This window comes from Phocaeicola fibrisolvens (genome assembly GCF_025567125.1).
GTDB lineage: Bacteria > Bacteroidota > Bacteroidia > Bacteroidales > Bacteroidaceae > Phocaeicola > Phocaeicola fibrisolvens.
Genome location: NZ_JAOQJI010000030.1, coordinates 22322 through 48298 on the forward strand (window position 1 = coordinate 22322; position 25977 = coordinate 48298).

The following is a 25977-nucleotide window of genomic DNA, read 5'->3' on the forward strand; positions in this document are numbered from 1 at the left end:
GGCCCGTCCATGGAGGTCTGCGTGGTTTGTTCCATTACATCCAAGAAACGCGCATGCCCGAACACTCTTTAAAAGAAAAAACCGCCAAAGGACTACTTTGGGGAGGTATCAACAACGGAGCCATGCAGGTACTGAACCTGGCCTTCGGCATCGTGACAGCCCGCATTCTGAACGACAGCGACTACGGAATGGTGGGCATGCTGAGCATTTTCTCCCTGATTGCCGGCTCTTTGCAGGAAAGCGGATTCACCGCGGCCTTGGTCAACAAGAAAGAAATTACCCACCAAGATTACAATGCGGTTTTCTGGTTCTGCAGCGGACTGAGTCTGACCCTCTACCTGATTCTGGCCGGATGTGCCCCGCTCATCGCCGATTTCTACCACAATGACGCACTGGTTCCCTTGGCGCGTTACTCGTTCCTGGGCTTCTTCATTGCCAGTCTGGGGATTCCCCACAGCGCTTATCTCTTCCGCAACCTGATGGTCAAGCAGAAAGCCTTGTCGAGCATCATTGCCCTGCTGGTATCCGGTACCACCGGTGTCACCATGGCCCTGCTGGGCTATTCTTACTGGGGAATTGCCACGCAAAGCATTGTCTACGTAGCGGTCATCAACCTATGCTACCTCTATTTCTCTCCCTGGCGACCGACGTTCCATTTTGATTTCAGTCCCCTGAGAAGCATGGTCGGCTTCAGCAGCAAACTCCTGCTGACCAATATTTTCAACCACATCAACAACAACCTGTTCTCCATCATCTTAGGGCGTTATTATTCCGAACGGGAGGTAGGACAATTCAATCAGGCCAACAAATGGAACCTGATGGGGCACTCCTTGATTACGGGTATGGTGAGCAGTGTGGCTCTTCCCGTACTGCGCCAGGTGGCCGACGACCCTGAACGCCAGTGCCGTGTGTTCCGCAAGATGCTCCGTTTTACGGCCTTCATCTCTTTCCCGGTGATGCTGGGCCTGTCCCTCATCGCCCCGGAGATGATCACCCTGACCATCGGCAGCAAATGGTTGCCCAGTGCCCACATCCTGCAACTGTTGGCCATAGGGGGTGCCTTCCTGCCAGTAACCAACCTCTACACCAACCTACTCATCAGCAAAGGAAAATCCAACCTCTTCATGTGGAACACCATCGCGCAGGGCACCAGCCAGCTCATGGTGATGTACCTGCTCTATCCATACGGCATCCACCGCATGATTCTGGTATATATCGCCATCAATGTGGGGTGGCTGCTGGTATGGCACTATTTCGTGTGGCGGGAAATCAAACTCAGCCTCTTTCATGCCGTGAAAGACGTCTGTTCGTTCGGCCTCATCGCTGCCCTGATTATGGGAGGTGTCTATTTCCTGACCCGTTCCATCGAGAACATTTACTGGCTGGTGATCCTGAAAATCCTCTCTGCCGGAATACTGTATCCGCTCATTATCTGGCTCAGCGGTTCCGTCACCTTCAAAGAAAGCCTGAACTACTTGCTCAAAAAGAAAAGCTAAATGAAAACTGTATCCATCGTACTCTGCTCCTACAACGGCGAACGCTTCCTGAAAACACAACTGGACAGCATCGTCTGCCAGACTTATCCCATCCACGAACTGATTATTCAGGACGACGGGTCTACCGACCATACGTTGGACATCGCCCGGGAATATGCCGCGCAATATCCTTTTATCCGAATTGAACAGCATGCACAAAACCTCGGCTTCAACCGCAATTTTGAGAATGCACTGAAAAAGGCCACCGGAGATTTCATCGCCATTGCCGACCAGGACGATATCTGGTATCCGGAAAAAATCGCCAAACAGGTACAAGCCATCGGTACGCACGACCTCTGCATTTCCGGCTATCACACCGACCCCACTTATCAGGAAGGTCAAATGAAAAAAACAGTCATTCCCCGACACAACCTGGAATACCTGCTGTTTTACGACAGTACCCCCGGACACAGTATGCTGCTGACCCGTGACTTCATCCGGCAGGTATTTACGGAATGGGACGGGCACATCCTCTACGACTGGTGGCTGAGCGTCAATGCCCAACTGGGAAAAGGCATCGCCTGCGTAAACGAGCCCCTCAACTGGCACCGCCCGCACCAAGGCTCCGCCATCAACCGGCTTAACGCGCAATATGCAGCTTATCTGGTGAAGAAACCGACCTGGCAACCCTATGTCTATGGTTTCCGCAAGTTCCGTGAGCAACAGCGACTGACCACCTGGCAGTTTTTCTACGGCTACATCCACCGGCATACCAGTAAGGACAAGCACACCCTGGCCTATCAACTCAGTGGCCTCTTGCTGAAAAAAGATCCAATCAGCCTGTGCCGTCTGTGTCTGCTTTGCATGCGGTTCAAACACCTGATTTACTTCTATCCACAGCAGAAAGGAGTACTCAGTTACGTAAGGAGTTTCTGCTATCCGATGATACGGGCCTACGGGAATACTTATTTTTACCTTTAAATTGGAGAGGTGAGCAAGATTTCGTATTTTTGTCACAATTTATCGTCCATACACGCATGAAAAAGAACATTGCAGTCATATTAGCCGGAGGGGTAGGAAGCCGACTGGGACTTTCCACTCCCAAACAATTCTTCAAGGTGGCCGGAAAGATGGTCGTGGAACACACGGTAGACGCCTTCGAACGCAATCCCCACATCGACGAGATTGCCATCGTCTCCAACCCGTTCTATATTTCTGAATTTGAGAACATCGTCATCAAAAACGGATGGAAGAAAATCAAGAAAATCCTCAAAGGAGGAAAAGAACGGTACGATTCCAGCCTTTCTGCCATTGAAGCCTACGCCGGCAGTGATGTCAACCTGATTTTTCATGACGCCGTACGCCCGCTCATCAGCCAGCGTATCCTCAACGACGTGATTGAAGCGCTCGACAAATATGAGGCGATTGACGTGGCCCTGCCTTCTGCCGATACCATCATCGAGGTGGAAGACGATTTCATCTGCCAGATTCCGGACCGTTCCCGACTGAGACGCGGACAGACTCCGCAGGCTTTTGCCATCGACACCATCCGGAAGGCCTACCAGATTGCATTGAAAGACCCGAACTTCAAAGTGACGGACGACTGTGGCGTGGTGAAGAAATATCTGCCGGAAGTACCCATCTACGTGGTACAAGGGGAAGAAAGCAACATGAAGCTGACCTACAAGGAGGATACGTATCTGCTCGACAAGTTCTTCCAGCTCCGGAAAAGTGAGCTAAACCACGAACCGATTCAAGAAGAGACCTTCCGCGACAAAGTGGCTGTCATCTTCGGAGGAAGCTACGGCATCGGGGCTGAAACCGCCCGCATGCTGCAAGAAAAAGGCGGAAAGGTGTACTGTTTCTCCCGTAGCCTCAACCATACGGATGTAGGTAACCGACAGGCAGTGAAGGAAGCCTTGGAATCGGTCTACCAGAAAGAGAAACGCATCGACTTCGTAGTCAATACGGCGGGGGTACTCAACAAAGAACCGTTGATTTCCACCTCTTACGAGACCATCCAGTCGGCAGTACAGACCAATTACATGGGTACAGTCAACGTGGCCCTGGAAGCCTTCCCCTACCTGAAAGAGACCAAGGGACAGTTGATTTTCTTTACCTCCAGCTCTTACACCCGTGGGCGCGCTTTCTACAGCATCTACTCGTCGACGAAAGCGGCTATCGTGAACTTTGTACAGGCCATTGCCCAAGAATGGGAAAGTTTCGGTATCCATATCAACTGTATCAACCCGGAACGGACCAAGACCCCGATGCGGGTACACAACTTCGGCATCGAGCCGGAAGACACTCTGCTATCGGCAGAGAAAGTGGCCGAAGCCACCCTGAGAACCTTAGCCTCCGACTATACCGGACAAGTGATTGACGTAAAACGGGAAACATTATGAACAATCCGTTCCTGACTGAATATGTAAAGCAAAACCTGAGAGTTTGCCAATTAAAGCAGCTCTCCATCCTGGAAGAAGTAGACCGCATCTGCCGGAAGCACCGGATTGACTACTGGCTGGATGGCGGAAGCCTGCTGGGAGCCATCCGTCACGGAGGATTCATCCCCTGGGACGACGACATCGACATTGCCATGACCTTGGAAGGGCTGAAACAGTTTATCCGCGTAGCCCCTCAGGAACTGCGCGAAGGACTCTTCCTGCAGACTTCGGAAAGCGACCCTACCCACAAGGAACCAATTGTCAAGGTGCGCGACCTGAACTCGCTGTACATCGAAAGCGGAGATAACATGCAGGCCCCCTACCAGAAGGGACTTTACATCGACATTTTCCCCTTTATTGATTATCCCAGCGTACCGAAATCGTGGGTAAAGAAACTGACCAAAGGCATTTCTACCAGCTACTCCATCCTGCACAAGGCGCACTACTATTCCTTGCGTGCTTTTGCCGAATATTTCTGGTTTCATGCCAAATACGGTCTCTACCGGACTCTTTGGGGACTGCTCAATCTCCTTTATCCGAAAGGTACCTACATGTCCAATATCCTTATTAATAACGGATACGGCATCATGCACCGCAAAGACTCCATCTTCCCGCTGGGCCGCATGACCTTTGAAGGAAAAGAATTTCCGGCTCCGCACAACCCGGACGCCTATCTGAAGGACCTTTACAAGAATTATATGGAAATCCCGCCAGAGGATAAACGCAAGATACATGCCATTTATGTACACCCGGAATTGATTACTCATGGAAACGACCGTTAAACATACGCACAGTCACCCGGCCCTCGTGGAGGTAGCCGTATTAATTCTGTTCTTCAACCGCCCTGAACCGCTCAAGGCCGTTTTTGAACAGGTAAGAAAGGCACGTCCCTCCAAGCTGTTCCTCTATCAGGACGGTCCCAGAGGAGAGAAAGACTTGCCCGGTATACAGGCCTGCCGGAAGGTGGTGGACGAGATTGACTGGGAATGTGAGGTACACCAATGGTACCAGGAACAGAACTTCGGTTGTGACCCTTCCGAATATCTGTCACAGAAATGGGCATTTTCCCATGTAGACAAATGCATCGTATTGGAAGACGACGATATCCCTTCCGTCAGTTTCTTCCGCTTCTGCAAGGAACTGCTCGACAAATACGAGAACGATACCCGTATCTGCATGATTTCCGGCATCAACTACGATGAAGTGACGAAAGATGTACCCTACGACTATTTTTTCAGTACGGCCTTCTCCATCTGGGGATGGGCCAGTTGGCGTCGCGTCATCGACCAATGGGACGAGCACTACAGTTTTCTGGACGATGCATTCAACCTGCAGCAATTGAAAGAGTACATCAAGGAACGGAAATACCAAAAAGAATTCATTGAATTCTGCCAACATCACCGGGAAAGCGGAAAGGCCTATTACGAGAGTATCTTTCATGCGGCCATGTTCTTCAACTCCGGCTTGAGTATCGTACCGACTAAGAACATGATTCACAACCTGGGTGCCACCGCCGGGTCTACGCACTTCGGCAGCGGCAACAACCTGCTCCCGAGAGGTTATCGACGTATCTTTACCATGGCATGCCATGAGCTGGACTTCCCGTTAAAGCACCCGCGTTATGTCATTGAAAATGTAGGCTACAAAGACCGAATGTTCCGCATCATGGCCTGGGGACATCCCTGGATTAAAATCGGCCGTTCGTTCGAGGAACTTTACCTCAACCTGCGCTACGGGAATTTTAAGAATATCAGTAAAGCCTTGCGCAACCGCCTCAACAAGTGGCTGGGCAGAAACAAATGGCGTTAATCTCTGAGACATGAATCCAAAACTCAATATTTATTTCTATCACACTCGCCTCACACGGGAAAGTTACGAAGAGTGGAAAAACTTCCGGTTTCCCGGACATATTCTCTATGGTCTTCCCTTGCTGGAAAGCCATGGCATCCACTCGGTGATGCACCGTTACAAAGCCTTTTCCAGCCGATGGAAACTGATGCTTTATGCCACCAAAGAAATTCTTTTCTGCAAAGAAAAATACGAGGTGCTTTACGGCACTTCTTTCCGGGGCTTGGAACTGATTATCTTCCTGCGGGCCCTCGGACTGTACCGGAAGCCCATCGTGATATGGCATCACACCGCCCTCCGCAAATCGTCCAACCGACTGAAAGAAGCCATCTCCCGTTTCTTCTACCGAGGCATCGACCACATGTTCCTCTTCAGCCGGAAACTGATTCAAGATTCCATCGCCACCCACAAAGTACCGGAACACAAACTGGAACTGATTCATTGGGGACCCGATCTGGCTTTCTACGACCACCTGCTCAAAGAACTGCCCCCACAACCACGGGAAGGCTACATCTCGACAGGAAAAGAAAACCGCGACCTGAAAACCATGCTGGAAGCTTTCTCACAGACGGAGGAAGACCTAGAAGTATTCATTGCCGAAACATGTGGAAACCTCAACTATAAACAAATAGCCGACAGCCTGACACTGACCGACAACATCCATATTCATTATACCGAAGGAGTCATCCCTTACGAGCTGGCAAAGAAAGTAGCCCAGAAAAAAGCCATTGTCATCTGCTGTCTGGACTTTCCTTATACCGTAGGGCTCACCACCCTGGTGGAAGCCTACGCACTGGGCATCCCCGTTATCTGTTCCAAGAATCCGAACTTCGAAATTGACATTGAAAAAGAAGGAATCGGTATTGCCGTGGAATATGGCGATGTGGAAGGCTGGGTAAAAGCCATCCGTTACTTACATACGCACCCGGAAGAAGCGGAACGGATGGGACGGAATGCCCGCAAATTAGGAGAAGAACGTTTCAATTTGGCCCTATTCAGTAAGGAAATTGCCGAAAGACTGTTGCACATAAGCACAAAAAACTCCTAACTTTGCAGAAAACTTGAACGACACGCCATGAGAGTACTTATCATCAACACTGCAGAACGTATAGGAGGTGCTGCCATCGCCGCCAACCGGCTAATGGAAGCTTTGAAAAACAACGGAATAAAGGCTAAGATGCTGGTTCGTGACAAACAAACCGATCAAGTCACCGTTGTCGCACTCAAGAAATCATGGCGCAAGATTTGGCAATTTACCTGGGAACGCGTTGTTATCTGGGCCGCCAACGGCTTCAAACGTCACAACTTGTTTGCCGTCGACATTGCCAATACGGGTACTGACATCACTTCTCTACCAGAATTTCGCCAAGCCGATGTCATCCACCTGCACTGGATTAACCAAGGGATGCTTTCTTTGAAAGACATACAACGCATCCTTTCCTCTGGAAAGCCTGTGGTATGGACACTGCACGACATGTGGCCTTTTACCGGCATTTGCCACTATTCAGGAGAATGTGAGAAATACACCACGGAATGTCATGACTGCCCGCTCCTGTTGAAGCCTCATCGGCATGATTTGTCGGAAAAGATTTTCCGTAAAAAGCAAAAACTGTATGCTACGGCACCTATCACGTTCATCGCCTGCAGCCGATGGCTGGAAGCCATGGCCCGGAAAAGTGCCCTGCTTCAGGGGCATACCATCACAAATATCCCCAATGCCATCAACACCAATCTGTTCAAGCCACGGGCCAAAAAGTTTGCCCGCGAGAAGTTACATCTTCCCACCGACAAAAAACTGCTGCTGTTCGGTTCGATGAAAATCACCGACAAGCGGAAAGGTATCGACTACCTGATAGAAGCCTGCAAACTGCTGGCCCAACAGGAGCCGGAACTCAGCCGGCAATTAGGCGTAGTGGTGCTGGGAAGCCAAGCCGAACAGTGCAAGTCACTCTTCCCCTTCCCCATCTACCCGATGAACTACGTCAGCAACGAAAAGGAGCTGGTGGATATCTATAATGCCGTCGACCTCTACGTGACCCCTTCACTGCAAGACAACCTGCCCAACACCATTGTGGAAGCAATGGCCTGCGGTATTCCTTGTGTAGGCTTTAATGTGGGAGGTATCCCTCAAATGATTGACCACCTTCACAATGGGTATGTAGCCCAATACAAATCGGCAGAAGATTTGGCCAATGGCATCTGCTGGACCCTCACCGAAGGTGACTACGATACGCTGAGTTCTGAAGCCTACCGTAAAGCAGTAACCACGTATTCTGAAATGACGGTGGCCAACCAATACATTCAAATATACAACCACATTACCGGAAAAAATGCATAATTTTCACCACTTACATCCCAAGTTCTCTATTATTACCGTCACCTACAACGCCGGGGCCGTATTGGAGGATACCATTCAAAGTGTCATCACGCAAACGTACAAGAATGTGGAATACATCATCGTGGACGGAGGGTCGAAAGACCGCACGCTACAGATTGTCGACCAGTACAAGGAGCACATACACACGGTGGTAAGTGAACCAGACAAAGGACTGTATGACGCCATGAACAAAGGTATCAGGCTGGCTACCGGCGATTACCTCTGTTTCCTGAATGCCGGCGATGAGCTGCACGAAGACGATACCCTCCAGCTCATGGTCCATTCTCTTACGGAATCAACCCTGCCGGATGTGCTATATGGCGACACGGCCATCGTGGACGAAGAAGGACATTTTCTGCATATGCGCCGTCTCAGTCCCCCCGAAAACCTGAATTGGAAGAGCTTCAAGGAAGGTATGCTGGTCTGCCATCAGGCTTTCTTTGCCCGCCGTGACCTGATAGAGCCCTACAACCTGCACTACCGTTTCTCAGCCGACTTTGACTGGTGCATCCGAATCATGAAAAAAAGCAAGGTGCTCCATCACACCCACCTCATACTCATTGATTACCTGAATGAAGGAATGACCACCCGTAACCATAAGGCATCCCTGAAAGAACGCTTCCACATCATGTGCAAGCATTATGGCGTAATATCTACCGTCATGCACCATGCCTGGTTCGTCGTCCGGGCCCTAAAAAACAAGAAACGTCCTGTTTCCAATGCGTAAGCATCTTCCACAGGACGATTTATCTTCTCAAAGTAATTCTCCTTTATTCTTTTTTCTGCTTTCTCCAAGCCAGTACCACAGCTACGATGATTGCCAACAACAGGATTCCCAGTGCCACGAAAGCAATGGTTTCCGTTACATGCAATGATTTCGGGTCGAACGTAAATTCTACCACATGCTTTCCTGCCGGTACGTTCATCGCACGCAGAATGTAATCTGCACGACCGTGAGGCACTTCTTTTCCATCAATGAACGAACGCCAGCCCGGATAATAGATTTCGGCAAAGACCACGGTTCCTCCTTTCGGTGAATTGACTTCATATTTCAGGGCGTTCGGCTCATAATTCTTCAACACAATCGAATTCAAACTATCGGCTCCCGCAGACGCCTTCACCTCATTCTGGAACTTCTTGTCGACCACGGCCACCGTTGCCGGATTGACGTGATGCAAGGCCTCTATTTCCTCATTGGCATTGTTCACGTACTGCACCTTCTCCACAAACCAGGCATTGCCCAAAGCATGCGGATTGAATACCGGAATGGTCTTGCCCTGCTGCAGCGGGATGATGAAATAACGCGTGTTCAGCATGTTCAGCACCGGTGTCAGCGTATCGCCCACCTGACTCAAATCGGCATTTACTGCCGGCAACATCTTAAACAAAGAAGTAATCTCACCTTGGATATGTTCGTCAATCATCTCCTGATAACGACGGAGCTTGGCGGCATGATATCCACCGATACTCTTGTGCCAGTAGGCCGTATTGTTTTCATTGAACGTATTGACGGACAAATTCAACACACGGTAGTCCAGTGATTTGTCTTGCAAAATCTCCCGGTCAGTTTCCGACGGTTCCAGGAATGGCTGCATCTCCGTGCCTTTTGCCACGAACTGTTCATCATACAGATAGCGTTTGTTGACGCTCCACATATCCACTAGACACAGCAAAGCCAGCAGGCCAACCAGCAGTTTGGCTTTCAACTTCCCGGCACAATAAGCCCACAGCAACACCGCTCCTATCAATATCACGAAGAAGCTGCGCCATGCGTCGGAGGTGAAGATAGATTTACGTATTTCTTCCAGATTGACCAGGATAGGCGCCAGCTGGTCGGCTGGAATGGCATTCTGCAACGCGTTCATCTCGGCAGAAGAAACATACGACGGGAAGAAGAAACTCGGTGCCAAGGCAAACAAAAGCGACAAGCCACCGGTCAATACAAACGAGATGTAAAAGGCTTTGCGCGATTCATTCCACAATTGCGGACGCTCTACCACTTCTTTCAATGCCATAATGGCCAGCAAAGGAATGGTAAACTCTGCAATGACCAGAATGGAAGATACCGCACGGAACTTGCTGTACATCGGGACATAGTCGATAAAGAAATCTGTCAGCCCCATAAAGTTATGTCCCCAGGAGAGCAAGATGGAGAACGCGGTACCGACAAGCAATGCCCATTTCATCGGACCCTTCACAATGAACAGTCCCAGAATGAAAAGGAACATCACGAAGGCACCCACATACACCGGTCCGGAAGTACCGGGCTGTTCACCCCAATATTGTCCCAGCTGGCTATACAACCCCATATAATTCGGGTCGGCCTTCTCCATGGCCTTTTCATTGTTTGCCAACGGTACGGAAGCACCTCCTTTCACATTGGGTACCAGCAAGGAAAAAGTTTCCCCAATTCCATAACTCCATTGAGTGATATAGCTTCTTTCCAATCCGCTGCTGGTTTGGTCCGAAGTATTCTCTTTCACCAGTTCGCTTTTTCCACGCATGGTCTCCTTGCTGTACTCATACGTGTGATACAGGTTCGACAGGTTCACGCAGACACCCACCAGACCGGCCACAATCAGGACTACAGTGGCTTTGATAAACTGAGGCATCTTCTTTTCCCGCCATGCCATCACCCCGTAGGCAATCGCCATAAACAGCATGACAAACAAGAAGTAATAACTCATCTGCGGATGGTTGGCCATAATCTGGAGCGCGACAAACAAAGCGGTCACGATACCTCCCGCCAGCAGTTTCCCCCGATAAGCCAGTACCATACCGGCAATCGTGGGCGGGATATAAGCCAAAGCCACAAACTTCCAGATATGTCCGGCGGCAATGATGATGAAGAAATAAGACGAGAAGGCCCAGAGAATGGCCCCCAGTGCCGACATCCACACCTTGAAATCAAAAGCCCGCAACAGGATATAAAAGCCCAGCAGCATTACAAACACATACCACACGTAGGTCGGCAAAAACAGGTGATATACCTTCTGCAACCAGCTCAACGTATCGGTTGAATCGTAACTCGGCGACATCTGATAGGTAGGCATACCGCCAAAGATAGAATTGGTCCACCGGGTCCGCTCACCTGTCTTCTCCAAGTATTCACTCATCTCACGTCCCGAACCGATACCGGCCACGGCATCGTGCTGTGCCAGAATGCGTCCTTCGGTCACTGCCGGAAAGAAATAAGCAAACGAAATGATAGCAAAAAGAACGATGACTACCACGTCGGGCAGTAGTTTCTTGAACAAGTTCATATTATTCATAATTAATGTTTTCGGCAGGCAAAGATAACATAATACTGCCTGAAAAGTCGTAAATTTGCCCCTGAAAATCTTTTTTAACGCATGAAAATAGGAATCATTACCGCCATGGCTTCCGAACAGAAGCAACTGGCCAACCAACTCGAGAACAAGACTGAACGTAAAGAGGGCCCCTTCACCTACATCGAAGGCTCCATCAAGCACAATACCATCATTCTGATGCAATGCGGCATCGGGAAAGTCAATGCTGCCGCAGGTACCGTGGAACTCATCCGCACCTTCCAGCCCGACTGCATCATCAGCACCGGAGTGGCAGGAGGAATCGACAGCTGCCTGAAAATAATGGATGTGGTAGTCAGCCAGCAAATCGTGTACCACGACGTATGGTGCGGCGAAGGCAATGCCTACGGACAGATACAAGGTCTCCCGACGTTCTTCCAAGGCAACGAAACGCTCTATCAGTGTGCGCTCTCACTGGATACGGAAACAGCCATTCACGGAGGCCTCATCTGCACGGGCGACAAGTTCATCACCGACCGCAGCGAACTGGACGAAATCAAGCGTAACTTCCCCGAAGGGCTGGCTGTCGATATGGAATCAGCTTCCATCGCCCAAGTATGCTACCTCTATCAGGTGCCTTTCATCAGCTTCCGCATCATCAGTGACACTCCGGGAGCCGACAAGCATTTTGAACAGTACCTGAACTTCTGGGGAGAAATGGCCGACCGCTCCTTCCATGTGACCGAGACTTTCTTGAAAGCATTACCCAACAAACTATAACGAATCATGAAAAAGATACCAAGCTTTACCGTAGACCATATTCATCTGAAACGTGGCATTTTCGTATCCCGTAAAGATGAAGTCGGAAATGAAATGGTCACCACTTTCGACATCCGCATGAAAGAGCCGAACCGCGAACCGGCGTTAGACCCTGCTGCCATCCATACCATCGAACACCTGGCTGCCACTTTCCTGCGCAACCATCCGGTATGGGCCGATAAAATCATCTATTGGGGTCCGATGGGCTGCCTCACCGGAAACTACCTGGTAGTGAAAGGTGACTTGCAATCCAAAGACATTGCGCCGCTGATGACCGAAACCTTCCGCTTCATTGCCGACTATGAAGGCGAAGTGCCGGGCGCCACTCCCAAAGATTGCGGCAACTATCTTATGATGAACTTGCCCATGGCGAAATGGGAAGCTGCCAAGTTCCTGCACGAAGTGCTGGAACAACTGACCGAAGAGAATCTAGAATATCCGGCTTCCCTGTAAAATCATATTCCCTGCCCCAAAAGCCACGCACAGAGCATCTCCTGAGGGCAGGTCCAGAAAACAAAAAGCCCGGCCAGGCGCCTTTCAGACAGCCTGCCGGTGCTCTGCCAGTACTTCCTAAGCAGTACCGTAGTACTGCCTAAGGAGGATTATTCAGCCTCCAATACCACTTCCGTTCCTTTCAAAAGCGGAGAAGTCAGTTTGACCCGAATCTCTCCTTTCTGTCCTGTAGTTTGGATATAAGCCAGCAAACGGCCGTGATAAGCCCGATGACGGTTATCCGTATAATCACTCATATCACTGTTATCTGAGCCTTCCAATCCTAAAAGACGGGCGGGACCCTCAATTTCACAAGTCACTTCGTTGTCTCCCAATTTCACCACAGTGCCCTGCTCATCGACCACTTCAATCGTAACATGAGCCGTAGCTTTCTCCGGTGACAACACGTCCTTATCTACCGTAGCCCGCAGCGCGTATGGACGTCCCGAAGTCTTTATGGTATAGGTAGAAAGCACCTTTCCGCTTTCATCACAACCTTCGGCACGAAGTTCTCCATCCTGATAAGGAATGTCCCAGTAGATGATTCCGCTCTTGTCATCGTAAGGCTTCATCGGTCCGACTTCCTTTCCGTCGAGCAACAGACGTGCCTGTGGTGCGTTGGTATAACATACCACCCGAATCAGCTGGCCCGGAGCATAGTTCCAGCTGTCCCAGGCATCCATGGAAAGCCAACTGTGTCCCGGTCTCACCGGATAAGTACCGATGTATGTCATCGGTTTATCGCTCCACAACGAAGCCCGGAAATAACCACGCGGCTTCGCAAAACTGCCGAAGTCCAGCAAACCTGTATACAATCCACGGGACGGCCATCTTCCGGCCTCACCCAGATAATCAGTACCCGTCCAAAGGAACTGTCCGAAAATGAAATCATTGTCACGAACGGCATGCCAAGCCTCAATGCCTACTCCTGTTTCACTTCCGTAAATGATACGCTTCGGGTAAGTTTTGTGGTCTTCTGCATAACGGTCTTCCGTATAATTATATCCTACCACGTCTACCGCTTCCGGATAAGCCGTCTGGTTGGACATGATCACACCGGCCAATGCTCCCGTAACCGGGCGTGAAGTATCTACGGCTCGCACACAAGCCGCCAGTTTCTGGGCAATCACCCCAATCCGCATGGCGTCGGGCGCGTCGGGCTTGTAACCTCCGAACATCGGCTGGTTAATCTTTGCTCCATCCAATATCGGATGAGAATAAGGGTCATTCGGATAATCTACCTCATTACCGATGCTCCACAAGAACACAGAAGGATGGTTCCTGTCACGGCGTACCATATCGGTCACATCCTGCTCTATCCATTCTTCAAAGAAGTCGAAAGAGCCTTCGTAACTGGGTTCTCCCACATTCCATCCTTTTATCCATTTGCGCTTTGGAAATTCCCATTCATCGGAAGCCTCATCCATAACCAAAAAGCCCAGACGGTCACATAAATCATACAGCACTGGAGCCTGCGGATTGTGGCTCATACGAATGGCATTCGCCCCGATTGCTTTCAAGTTCTTCAAACGTCTTTCCCAAACCTCCGGCGGTACGACTGCACCCAGCACTCCTGCATCATGATGCAGACACACCCCTTTCACCTTCATCCACTGTCCGTTCAATGCGAATCCCTTGTTGGCATCAAACTGAAGTGTACGCAAGCCTACAGAACTAGAGGCGCCATCTATCCGCTTTCCATCGCAATACAGCTCAGCCTTCAACGTATAAAGATAAGGATCATTCAGGTTCCAGCGGTGCGGCTTCTTCACCTTCAACGAAAGGGTTTGCTTGGAAAGTCCTTTCTCCTTTCCAGCCACATCTTTCCGGTTTTCAGCCACAAGTTTCCCTTCGGCATCATACAAGGCAGCTTTCACCTCGAGTTTTCCCTCAGCCTTTACGTGCTTTTCTACTTCCAGTTCTACTGAAACGACAGCCTGCTTGTCGGTAATCGAAGTTGCATGCCAGCCTAATCCCCATTGTGCCAAATGAATCTCCGGTGCCGCTACCATCCATACATCCCGGTAAATACCCGAACCCGTATACCAGCGAGAATCTGCATACCGACTATGGTCTACACGCACGGCCAGCACATTGTCGCCTTCTTTCAAATACGGAGTCATATCATACATAAAAGAAATGTAACCGTTGGGACGCTTACCCAGGAGATGTCCGTTCAAATACACCTCACTCCGGTTATACACACCTTCAAAATAGATATAATGACGTGCGGCCTCATCAGTCAGCTGAAAATGTTTCCGGTACCAGCCAATTCCTCCCGGCAGATAGCCCGTACAACTTGCCAGAGAAGGTGAAAGCTGTCCCTCGATAGACCAGTCGTGTGGCAAGTCCAGCTGCCGCCATTTGCTGTCATCATACGAAACAGATGCACTCAGGCTATCATCCGAGAGACTGAACAACCAGCCATCGTTAAACTTTTTTGCCTCTCCGAAAGCAACTTGAGCTGTTAAGGAAGCACATGTAAACAAACAAAACAAACAAAATAGTAACAATTTATTATTCATAAACTTTACACATTAGAGATTCAATATAATAATCATAAAAGGCTGACCCCTTAAAAGGAGCCAGCCTTTTATCCTTTATCCAACAAGACCCAATTTATTCAATCTTAGTAGATTGGGTATAGCAGTACTCGGAAGCCTGTCCCGATTTAACACCTACACGTGCGAAGAAATAATCTTCAGAAGCCAGACTTTCCGGAATGTCAATATCAGCTGTAATCACTTGATCCAGTTGAATATCCTTTCCGAGGCTCACATTTGCACGGTTTGTATTATTATCTGTAATCAGCATTTCACCCAAGTAAATACGTACATCTTCCAATGTAGCACTTGAAGATACTTTCTTTACCGTAAATTTCGCCGTCACTTTTGAACCATTCTTGGTGAATGAAGCATCCTTGATGATAAAATAGGGAGTCACAGGAATATCCTGTACAGTATTTCCGTGGACTTCTACCAAAATCGTATCATTGTTAGGACGTTCCCAAGGAGCATTACCCATACGTACCAACTTATACTCTCCGTCGAAAAGCACTGCAGAGTAAGTACCATCCTGATTAATATACACAGGAATAGAGTTATGAAGAGCATATCCATCCTGATAAAGCGCAAACTCAGCACCTCCCGCACGTACGCAGATCGGTTCACCCTCATAGACGACTTTACCCGTCAACATAGACTGAGGCTCATCGAAATTATCATATCTACAACTGCTTATAGCCAATAAACAGCACAACAAAGTAAAAAATGATGTTATCTTTTTCATATTCCTTTTTATTGAAGCGGGTTCTTTACAATTAATGGGTTATTATTAATTACGTCATCCGCAATAGATGAATAGTAATTTGACATTCTGAACATACGGGCCAGGATGAAACGGCTGGAACGATGTTTTACAAAGATATACTTATCTTGATCATTCGTGCCTGGTTTTGCTACTGCAATTCGATAAGGATACAAACCATATACTACCGCAGTACTGTTTTCATCTTCTTCTCCATTCCAAATCTTATCCGCAATTCTCCAACGTTTCAAATCAAAATAACGCTGGTCTTCAAAGGCCATTTCCACACGACGTTCATTCTGAATCTTTTCCAATGTCAGACTTGTCAGACTGTTTGCCGGGAATCCTGCACGTTCACGCAGCTTATTGATATAATACAAAGCACCTGGATCCTGATCATCCAATTCAAATGAGGCTTCAGCTGCATTCAAATAGATTTCACCCAAACGGAACCAAGGCCACCAGTTCTCTTCGTAGTTTCTCAATGTAAAGCCCACTTCTTCGCTTATATATTTACGAATATAGAAACCCGTGTTACTTACATTCTGAGCACCATCCTGAGGACCATCCTGACCAACATAAGTCTTACCGTCGGTATAAGTGCTACCCAATGTCGGATCACTCAACAAATCGTAATTATTTTTCTCTGCATTCCAAACAGCTACACCAGCCTGAATGTCTACGTCAGAACTTCTGAATTGTGTGCCCGGATAAATGATGGTACCATACAAACGCGGATCCTTGTTGGCAAACAAGTCGGCCGGATTATCAAACACAATGTAATTGTTGTTTTCATCCATGTATTTCAGCTTTCCTGAAGTACCATCCAGATAATCATAAGCCTCAACCAATCCCAATGACGGAGCGATACAAGAAGAATTATCATTATCCTCTTTCAGATGCTGGATGACATTATCATAACCAAAGCTGTGTATCTTAGTCGGGTTCTTATAATCTTTCGCCCAGATAATTTCCGGATTCTTTTCCTTATCCATGAACAACTGATAGAAGTTCACGCCCTTGTTTGAGTTCTTGTTGTATAAGTCATATCCACCTTGCGTGATAATCTCCTTAGAGGCAGCCAAAGACTTCTGATAATAACCAGTAGCCATGCTAGCCGGGATACCTACTTCTCCTCCGTCTGTTACCAGTGTCGGAGTATACAACGCATTGTATTTGGCAATAGAACCGGCATACAACATGGCACGGCTTTCAAGAGCCAATGCAGTGTAATAATTTGCTCTTGTCTGGCTTCCGTTATTGGCTTTCAGGTCATTCTTCACATCTTCACATTCGCTATATACGAAATCATAAATCTCATGTTCCTTCGCACGCGGATGCTGCAAATAAGAAGGATCTCCACTAAAATCATACTCCAAGGTAGTAGTAATCAATGGTACACCTCCCATTCGTCTAACCATATCAAAATAGATATACGCACGAATGAATCTGAATTCAGCCTTGAACAAAGTCTTTTCTTCTGTAGTCAGATTTGTTCCATAAGTTTCCAGATTTTCAAGAGACATGTTGATATCACGAATCAATCCGTAATCCCACAGACGACCGTAATCATTTCCATACTGGAAATTATTCTTTCCATTCTGGTCCAATGCTCCACTCCACATTGCATCATCAATTTCACACATACCACCGGTATTGAAATCACCATGCAAACTTGTAATACGGTTATAAAGATTGGCCAACTGAGATTTCACCATATTGGGATCGTTCCATACCTGTTCATTGGTCAGAATGGTCTTTGGATCCCTTTCGAACCAGCTGTCACCGCAACCAGACAATACAGATGCGAGCGCTGTTCCAATTACAAATATTTTTATAGAATTACTTTTCATCTTTACGAATCATTTTTAGAATGTGACATTAAATCCAACAAGGAAGGTACGCTGCTGCGGATATACTACGGCTGCTGCTGCAGTAATTTCCGGGTCAATACCAAACTGATGAACATTATCAAATGAACACAAGTTAGACACACTACCGTAAACACGTACTTTCTGTGCATGAAGTGGTTTTAACATCCACATCGGCAAGCTATATCCGATTTCCAAATTCGAGATACGCAGATAGTGTACATTGTGCAACCAAAAATCACTATTCTTATTATTGTAAGCAAATTCACCGTTACGAATAGCAGGGTAGCGTCCTGAAATCCATTCACTTTCCGGATCATAAAGATCGGCACGATGCCAGCGGTCTTCCAACAGATAAGCTGGAGAGTTACCACCATTGTGGTACGCATTGGCCAACTCATAGTTCTGTCTCCATCCTTGCATTGCACCACCAGAGAAGTCAATATTCAAATCGATACCTCTCCATTCCAGTCCGATATTACCACCGAAAGAAAGAATCGGTGCCCAGTTCTCAGGGAAACCAATCGGACGTTCATCCATGCTATTAATCACTCCATCATTATTGACATCCTTATAAATAAGGTCACCTGGCAGCAACGTTGTATTTCCCTGTCCATCCAAGTTTACAGGATAATTCTTGATTTCTTCTTCAGACTGGAACTGTCCGATAACCTGATATCCCCAATAGATGCCACCCCAACGATCTTCAGCTGAGTTACGGTATTCATCCCATGAGTTACTGAAACGAGGCTTGTAGGTTTCAATGCTTCTGTAACGAGAGAAAGTGATATTACCACTTACCCGATAGTTGAATTCACCGATATGGTCTGTCCATGTAGCCATGGCTTCTGCACCGATGTATGCTTGCTTGTTCAAGTTTTCATTCGGCAATGAATATCCGACTTCACTCGGCAGCAACACGTCATAACGTGCAGCCGGCACACCTGTAATATCCTTACGGAAGGCATCTGCACTTACAGTCAAACGATTGCCAAACATTGACAAATCAAAACCAATGTTCTTAGTCGTATTCTTAGTCCATGACAGGTTTGTCACTGGGAGACCTCTCTGATTCAATCCAGTCACATACTCCCCATCCAATACGGCACTTCCCTGATTCCAGTTATAACCGCTCAAATAACCAAACATAGAAACTCCACTTTCTGTACCTGTCTGACCGATAGAAGCACGAATCTTCAAATCATCTACCACTGATTTCAACGGAGCAAAGAATTTCTCTTCAGAGATTCTCCAACCTAAAGACAAGCCCGGGAAGAAACCCCAACGTTTACTAGGTGCATACAGATAAGAACCATCATAACGAGCCAGCAACTCAACCAAGTACTTGTGTGCGTAATCATAGTTTACACGGGCCAACCAACCTGCACGAGCTTCATAGCTCCATTCATCACCAAAACTGTTGATTTCATCCATCTGCAGCAACGGCAAATAGTCTGTAGAAGGTTCTGTTCCGTAAGTTTTCTTACTCCAGTCATAATCTGAAGCTTCATAACCCAACACAGCAGAAATGTTATGTTCCTTAATCTGCTTGTTGTAGTTCAACTGCAACTGCATGTAACGAGTCGGTACGCTACGGTCAATTTGCAATCTCCAACGACCTACCGCATTCGTTCCATTATAAGTATCTGATGCTTCATCATAAGTGTAAATCTGGTATGCATACTGATAACCATCAAAACGGCTGTTAGTATAACCATAAGAGAAAGTTGCCTTTGCTGTCAATCCGAAACCAAAATCATACTGTGCGTATGCGTTGATATTTGCATAGCGGGTCATACTATCTTTATAACCTGCAATGTCACGTCTGAAAGCAGCCGGGTTATATCCGTTACGGTAAGAGTCAATATTTCTAATGTAATTAGGATTGTCATTTGCGTATGGACTATCGATAGGACGCATTCTGAAGATAGCCAAGATAGAAGAATAATAGCCATCACCACCCGGCAAACCTACATCGTTTGTTTTCTCATATCTTCCACTTACCTGCGCACCAATCGTAAAGCGGTTGGTAATTTTAGTATCCAAGTTCAACTGGAAGTTTGTACGCTGATAGTTAAAGTCAGGCATCATAGCTTCCTGATTAGTATGTGCAATTGACAGGTAGTAGTTCGTTCTTTCAGAACCACCGGTTACACTGGCATTGATATGATATTGCGGTACATTTTTTCTCATGATCATATCATAATAGTCATAGCTCTTATAACCTTTTTCTGTACCTGCAGCCCATTTTGCCAATTCTTCTTTCGTATACACAGAGTTTGGATCTTCTCCTCTGTTCTGTGCAGCTTCAGCCAAACCTCTTGTGTATTGTTCCGCATTTGCTAACTCAGGGAAACGTGTCAGATTCTGCCAGCCATAATATCCATTTACATTAATGCTGACTTTCTCGTTCTTTTTACCTTTTTTTGTGGTAACCAACACAACACCGTTTGAAGCTCGCAAACCGTAAATAGCTGCTGACGCATCCTTCAATACCGTAATACTTTCGATATCTTCAATATTCAACGCATTGAACACATCGTTTCCGGATACTTCAGAGTTTACCAACCAGTCATTGCTTGTATTACCTCCGTACGGAATACCATCAATAACGAACAACGGAGTACCCATGTTACGTATTTCCAAGTTAATACCTTTACCTGGTCGAGCATCCTTTGCACGAGTTGAGATACCTGCAATCTTACCGGTAAGTGCACCAGCCGTAGTGGTAGAAACTGAACGGGTCAACGATTCAGACTTCACATCACTAATCGCCCCAGTCAAGCTTTTTCGGTTTTGTGTACCGTAACCTACTACAACTACCTCATCCAACGTTTCAGTATCTTCTTGTAGTACCACATTAATGGGTGCTGTTCCATTCATCTTGGCTTCTACTGACTTATAGCCGATAAATGAAACCACGAGAGTACCATCGGTGGATCCCACCTCAAGTGTGAAATTACCGTCAATGTCTGTGATGGTTCCTGTAGTTGTGCCTTTCACAGTAACATTGGCTCCAATAATAGGTTCTCCTGTAGCATCTGCTACATGACCTTTAATTTGATTTTGTGCAAATGCTACAACAGACATCAGTAGCATTATGCAAGTCGTTAAGAATTTTAAATTCCTCATAGATTATTAGAGTTAATGAATGTAAACGCAAAAATATATAAAGAAATACACACACAGATAAATAAATCATGCAATAATAAACCGCAAATATTGCATTGCATGATTTATATCATTAAAAAACGAGATTCCCAACTAACTTCATATATCTTCTAAGGAAAAAGTTCATATTCAAATTCACACAAAGAAATTCAAATAAAATCTTCATTTTAAACAATCTTTCATACACTTCTAAACTTCAAGCCCAACGATTCATTGTATTGATGCAACAACACCAATGGAGGTTTACAGATTGATTTAAAGATAAGCAAGCTTCCACCGAAGCTACAAAGTAAATCTACCATAAAACAATTATATATCAATCATTATTTAATTTATAAGGCTGCTTATTCAATTAATATTCGTACTTTTGAAGTCACGCAAATAAAAAGGCCATGAAATATCAGCTAATCTTATTCTGTTTATTACTATCTCTTTCAGCAGTCCATTCACAACCCTATACCATCAAAAAACTGGGGCCAGAAAAAGGGCTGTCGAACAGTTATATTATCGATATAACCGAAGATAAAAACGGATACTTGTGGTTTGCTACAGAGGAAGGACTCAACAAATTAGAAGGCAACCATTTTACTGCTTTCTACAAAAGTAACAAGCACAAAGCTTTGAATCTGACAGGAAATGAACTAAACAGCCTGTTGGATGATCCTAACGAACCCATCTTATGGATTGCTACCCAACGGGCAGGACTTATTGCATTCAACTACCAGACCAACACACAACAAATCTACCAACATCACCCGAATAATCCGTCAAGCATAGCTACCAATGACGTGACCGGCATTCATCCTTCTCCTGACGGAAACTTATGGATTACCACATACTGGCGGGGAGTAGATTATTTAAATAAAGAAACAGGTAAATTCACCCACTATAATCAATCAACCGTTCCAGAACTTCCCAGCAACACGGTATGGACCTTAATGGACGACCAAAGAGGAAATCTGTACATTGGACATCACGAGAATGGAATGAGCATCCTGTCGTTAAAGACGAAAAAAGTCAAAAACTTCACCTACGACCGCTCAAACGAAAAAACTCTGCCAAGCAACAACGTACAATGTATATTCAAAGACAATACAGGAAATATCTGGGTAGGTACCGGTAAAGGACTTGCTCTGTTCAACCCCGAAACTGAAGAATTTATCCGCTTGGGCGATAAAGGTACCCCACTCTCCCATCTCATTTATGACATACAACAATTCAATGAACATCAGTTATGGGTAGCTACTGAATTCGGAGGTATCTCTATTATAGATCTCTCCAGGAGCCTGTTTAACACGACAGAAAAGATTCACCTCATACAAGCAGGCGACAATGAATACAGTCTCAACAATGCTACGGTGCGATGCCTATTTCAGGATTCCCATCAGAATATCTGGGCAGGTACCTGGGGAGGAGGAGTCAACTTCCTCAGCTCCAATACCGCCTTATTCAAGTCGTTCAGTTACTCGTCGAGCTCACCCGGCAGTAATTTAAATGCCCACATTGCCAGCGCAGTCTGCATCGACTTGCAAGGTAACCTATGGGTAGGAACAGACGGCGGAGGAATCAATGTCCTGAAAAACGGGCAACGCACCGCTACCTACACCGAAGCAAACAGTGCCCTTAGCGGAAACTCCATCCAAACGGCCCTGTGTGACCGGAAAGGTAACCTGTGGTTCGGCATCTTCAATGGAGGAATCATGTACTACAACATATATTCCAAGACCTTCAAGCAAGTCTTTCCGAAAGAAGAGAGCAATCACGATGTCCGCTCGCTTTTTGAAGATAAAGAAGGAATTATCTGGGTGGGAACCAGTGAGGGAGTCTTTCAAGTCGACAGAGATTCCCAGAAAATCCTGCGCCATTTCAACACGCCCGACAACCTGATTCGTACGGTCATCAAAGACCAAAAAGGCCAAATATGGATAGGGAGTTTCGGAAGAGGAATTTTCCTCTATTCGGCCGATCAAAAGCATTTAAAAGACTTCAATACTTACCTCGATTTTCCTTCCAATACCATCAACCAGATTTTTGAAGATTCCCAAGGGAGAATATGGGCTGCCACCGGGGAGGGACTGGTACAGTTTGAGAACAAGTCGCCCTGGACATATAAGGTCTACCAGCGAAACGAAGGACTTGTAAACACCTTTATTTGGGCTATTACAGAAGATGAGGAACACAATATCTGGTTCAGTACCAATCAAGGAATCAGCTGTTTGTCCAAAGACCGGAAGCACATCTATAATTACGATTATAGAGATAATATTCCCATGGCCAGCTTTACAGGAAGAAGTGTTTGCAGGGACACAAACAACACCCTTTATTTCGGTTCTACCGACGGACTTTGTTATTTTACCCCCAGCCAAATATTGGAAAAGAAACAATGTCCCAAAGCCATTATCGGGAAAATAACAGTCTTTGAACCCATGACATCCGACAACAGCAATGAATTTGAATATTCACTCTTCAACAAAAAGGAAATCAAACTAAAGTACATACAAAATAATTTCAGCATTACATTCAACATACAAGATTATTCTCTAAATGAAAGAGTGGAATATGCCTACATGTTAAAGGGACTGGAAAACTCATGGTACACCGTAAAAGATCCCAACAATGTAACTTTCCGTAACCTGCCACCGGGGAGATATGAATTCCAGGTCAAGACCCGCATCCGGAACCAGGAATGGTCTGACGAAATTTCACAGATTGATATCGTCATCGCTCCCCCAATCTGGCTGTCCTGGTGGGCAAAACTTCTATATATACTCACTGGACTTACACTTTTCTTCTGCGGCATCTGGGCCTATAAACGCAAACTAAATCTGGAATACCTGTACGAGTCAGAAAAGAAAAGCCATGAACAAGAACAGGAACTAAACGATGAACGACTCAGATTCTTTACAAATATCACACATGAACTGCGTACACCGCTGACACTGATTCTAGGTCCTTTGGAGGATATGGTAAAGAGTGATAGCCTATCAGCTAAAGACCACCACCGGATTTCGGTCATCCACCAAAGTGCCGTCCGCTTGCTAAATCTGATTAACCAAATACTGGATTTCCGGAAAACAGAAACCCAAAACAAGAAACTGTGTGTCACAAAAGGGAATCTGACCAGCGCAGTCTATGAAACCGGGCTGAAATACAAGGAATTGAACAACAATCCTAACGTACAGATATTAATAGAGGTGGAGGAAGAAAACATGATTTTGTTTTTCGATAAGGAGGTCATCATGATGATTCTAGACAACCTTATTTCCAATGCCCTGAAATATACTGAAAAGGGATATGTACGTGTTCGGGCTGAATGGGTCACGGAAAACGGCATACGATATGCACAACTTTCCGTGGAAGACACCGGCTATGGCATCGGGAAGGAGGCACTCAACCATATCTTCGAACGCTACTATCAGGAAAGCGGGGAACATCAGGCTTCGGGAACAGGCATTGGACTGGCCCTGGTAAAGAACTTGGTCGCCCTGCATGAAGGGGGTATCCAAGTGAAAAGCCTCCCTGATATCGGTACGACCTTCTATCTGCGTTTACAAGCCAACAACACTTACCCCAATGCCTTACATGGAGAGGATGTGCAAACTGACATACAGGAAGTGAAAGAAGAAAATATCGAGAAACTGGAAATGTCAGACAACGTGAAAGATTCACGCCCCATCGTACTGGTGGTGGAAGACAATGCCGACATCCGCGACTATATTGTCGATGCTTTTACGGACTTATATGAAGTGAAAACGGCCTCTAATGGAAAAGAAGGATTAAAAATAGCTACCGAATGTGCTCCCGACATCGTCGTCAGTGACATCATGATGCCTGTGATGAACGGTATTGTGATGTGCCAGAAGCTGAAAACGGATATTCGTACCAGCCATATCCCTGTCATCCTCCTCACGGCAAAAGACAGCATCACCGACAAGGAAGAAGGGTATCAGGCCGGGGCCGATTCCTACCTCACCAAACCTTTCAGCGCCAGCCTGTTGCAGAGCCGAATCAGCAACCTGCTGGCACAGCGACGATTACTGTCCGAACGTTTCGCTATCCGACCAGAGAAGCCACAAAGACAAAGCATGGAAGAAAAGAGAGCTATCATCACGAAGTCAATGAACAAACTGGACAAAGAATTCCTTGACAAGATTACCCATATCATTACGGAAAGCCTCTCCGCAGCAGAAAACGTGGATATTACTGTATTGTCCAACGCATTATGTATGAGTAGTTCCACGCTTTACCGAAAGGTAAAAGCACTTACAGGGATGTCTACCAATGAATATATTCGGAAAATCAAGATGCAACTGGCTGAGAAATACCTGCTGGAGGGTAAATATACCATCTCCGAAATCGCCTTCAAGGTGGGAATCAACAGCAATGTGTATTTCCGTCAGTGTTTTAAAGAAGAATTCGGCATGTCGGCTTCGGAATATCTGAAGCAGTTGACAGGAGCTTCTATCGAGGATACGACAAACGAGAAAGAAGGTTGAAATCCATTTCTCACATCCGATAAAAAACGTCCTTACGTTGATTTGAAAGAGGCTGTCTCAAATTGAAATATAATTTTACTTTAAATGCACTTGCGTTTGAAGGCAAACGTCCTTGCGTTTAAGGACAAACACAAAGACGTCTTCCAGCACGAAAGAACGCATAAAAAGGGATATTCAGTAAATGTCCCCCAAAAATAAAATGGCATATGAAGTGATTATGGTCTATCATTTTCATATGCCATTTTTATTGTCATTTTTTCGTGTATTCTCACATAATTCTATTCGACAGGACATAACATTCCTGAAGAAGCCAAATGACCTCTTCTTATTCTGTCAGTAAAATCGTATCATGCCGCTTTAACTGTCCTGTTCCTGATTCTGTCAATCATCAGTACGGCATTTGCCGTAT

16 protein-coding genes are annotated in these 25977 nt (G+C 46.4%); 11 read left to right on the forward strand and 5 right to left on the reverse strand.

Annotated elements, in window-relative coordinates:
- The first annotated feature begins 53 nt into the window (after positions 1 to 53).
- The 8 genes from OCV81_RS11995 to OCV81_RS12030 are packed head-to-tail and all read left to right on the forward strand — an operon-like array spanning position 54 to position 8871.
- Positions 54 to 1496: a lipopolysaccharide biosynthesis protein gene (locus OCV81_RS11995; RefSeq protein ID WP_148330212.1), complete on the forward strand. Its 1443-nt coding sequence runs from the start codon at positions 54 to 56 to the stop codon at positions 1494 to 1496.
- Positions 1497 to 2456 (forward strand): glycosyltransferase, encoded by a 960-nt coding sequence (locus tag OCV81_RS12000; protein WP_148330213.1) that lies wholly within the window; start codon positions 1497 to 1499, stop codon positions 2454 to 2456.
- A 56-nt stretch (positions 2457 to 2512) separates the two neighbouring features.
- On the forward strand, positions 2513 to 3880 hold the full coding sequence (locus OCV81_RS12005; protein WP_148330214.1) for a bifunctional cytidylyltransferase/SDR family oxidoreductase: 1368 nt from the start codon (positions 2513 to 2515) through the stop codon (positions 3878 to 3880).
- On the forward strand, positions 3877 to 4701 hold the full coding sequence (locus tag OCV81_RS12010) for a LicD family protein (protein ID WP_148330215.1): 825 nt from the start codon (positions 3877 to 3879) through the stop codon (positions 4699 to 4701). The genes OCV81_RS12005 and OCV81_RS12010 overlap by 4 nt, the downstream gene beginning before the upstream one ends.
- Positions 4685 to 5728: a hemolysin activation protein gene (locus tag OCV81_RS12015; protein ID WP_148330216.1), complete on the forward strand. Its 1044-nt coding sequence runs from the start codon at positions 4685 to 4687 to the stop codon at positions 5726 to 5728. The genes OCV81_RS12010 and OCV81_RS12015 overlap by 17 nt, the downstream gene beginning before the upstream one ends.
- A 10-nt stretch (positions 5729 to 5738) precedes the next feature.
- Positions 5739 to 6815: a glycosyltransferase gene (locus OCV81_RS12020; protein WP_148330217.1), complete on the forward strand. Its 1077-nt coding sequence runs from the start codon at positions 5739 to 5741 to the stop codon at positions 6813 to 6815.
- 27 nt (positions 6816 to 6842) lie between these two features.
- Positions 6843 to 8105, forward strand: a complete 1263-nt coding sequence (locus tag OCV81_RS12025; RefSeq protein ID WP_148330218.1) for a glycosyltransferase family 4 protein — start codon at positions 6843 to 6845, stop codon at positions 8103 to 8105.
- Positions 8098 to 8871: a glycosyltransferase family 2 protein gene (locus OCV81_RS12030; RefSeq protein ID WP_148330219.1), complete on the forward strand. Its 774-nt coding sequence runs from the start codon at positions 8098 to 8100 to the stop codon at positions 8869 to 8871. The genes OCV81_RS12025 and OCV81_RS12030 overlap by 8 nt, the downstream gene beginning before the upstream one ends.
- 43 nt (positions 8872 to 8914) lie before the next feature.
- Here the strand turns inward: OCV81_RS12030 and OCV81_RS12035 are convergent, their stop codons facing one another.
- Positions 8915 to 11407: a YfhO family protein gene (locus tag OCV81_RS12035; protein WP_148330227.1), complete on the reverse strand. Its 2493-nt coding sequence runs from the start codon at positions 11405 to 11407 to the stop codon at positions 8915 to 8917.
- Between the two features lie 90 nt (positions 11408 to 11497).
- On the opposite strand from OCV81_RS12035, the gene OCV81_RS12040 reads away from it, so the two are divergent.
- Together OCV81_RS12040 and OCV81_RS12045 are read left to right on the forward strand one after the other, a co-directional pair.
- Positions 11498 to 12193: a 5'-methylthioadenosine/adenosylhomocysteine nucleosidase gene (locus OCV81_RS12040; RefSeq protein ID WP_022354135.1), complete on the forward strand. Its 696-nt coding sequence runs from the start codon at positions 11498 to 11500 to the stop codon at positions 12191 to 12193.
- Between the two features lie 6 nt (positions 12194 to 12199).
- Positions 12200 to 12685, forward strand: coding sequence for an S-ribosylhomocysteine lyase (locus OCV81_RS12045; RefSeq protein ID WP_148330220.1), 486 nt, complete (start codon positions 12200 to 12202; stop codon positions 12683 to 12685).
- 149 nt (positions 12686 to 12834) lie between these two features.
- Here OCV81_RS12045 and OCV81_RS12050 read toward each other — a convergent pair whose 3' ends face one another.
- The 4 genes from OCV81_RS12050 to OCV81_RS12065 form a co-directional block, all read right to left on the reverse strand.
- Positions 12835 to 15249: a sugar-binding domain-containing protein gene (locus OCV81_RS12050; RefSeq protein ID WP_148330221.1), complete on the reverse strand. Its 2415-nt coding sequence runs from the start codon at positions 15247 to 15249 to the stop codon at positions 12835 to 12837.
- A gap of 94 nt (positions 15250 to 15343) precedes the next feature.
- Positions 15344 to 16012 carry a DUF3823 domain-containing protein gene (locus tag OCV81_RS12055; RefSeq protein ID WP_148330222.1) on the reverse strand — a complete coding sequence of 223 codons (669 nt, stop codon included), beginning with the start codon at positions 16010 to 16012 and terminating at the stop codon, positions 15344 to 15346.
- An 8-nt stretch (positions 16013 to 16020) separates the two neighbouring features.
- The gene (locus tag OCV81_RS12060; RefSeq protein ID WP_148330223.1) at positions 16021 to 17883 is read right to left on the reverse strand and encodes a RagB/SusD family nutrient uptake outer membrane protein; all 1863 of its coding nucleotides are present in this window, start codon (positions 17881 to 17883) and stop codon (positions 16021 to 16023) included.
- 15 nt (positions 17884 to 17898) lie between these two features.
- Complete coding sequence (locus tag OCV81_RS12065; RefSeq protein WP_148330224.1) at positions 17899 to 21033, reverse strand: SusC/RagA family TonB-linked outer membrane protein; 3135 nt, start codon at positions 21031 to 21033, stop codon at positions 17899 to 17901.
- A 431-nt stretch (positions 21034 to 21464) separates the two neighbouring features.
- On the opposite strand from OCV81_RS12065, the gene OCV81_RS12070 reads away from it, so the two are divergent.
- Positions 21465 to 25568: a hybrid sensor histidine kinase/response regulator transcription factor gene (locus tag OCV81_RS12070; RefSeq protein WP_148330225.1), complete on the forward strand. Its 4104-nt coding sequence runs from the start codon at positions 21465 to 21467 to the stop codon at positions 25566 to 25568.
- Positions 25569 to 25977 lie beyond the last annotated feature (409 nt).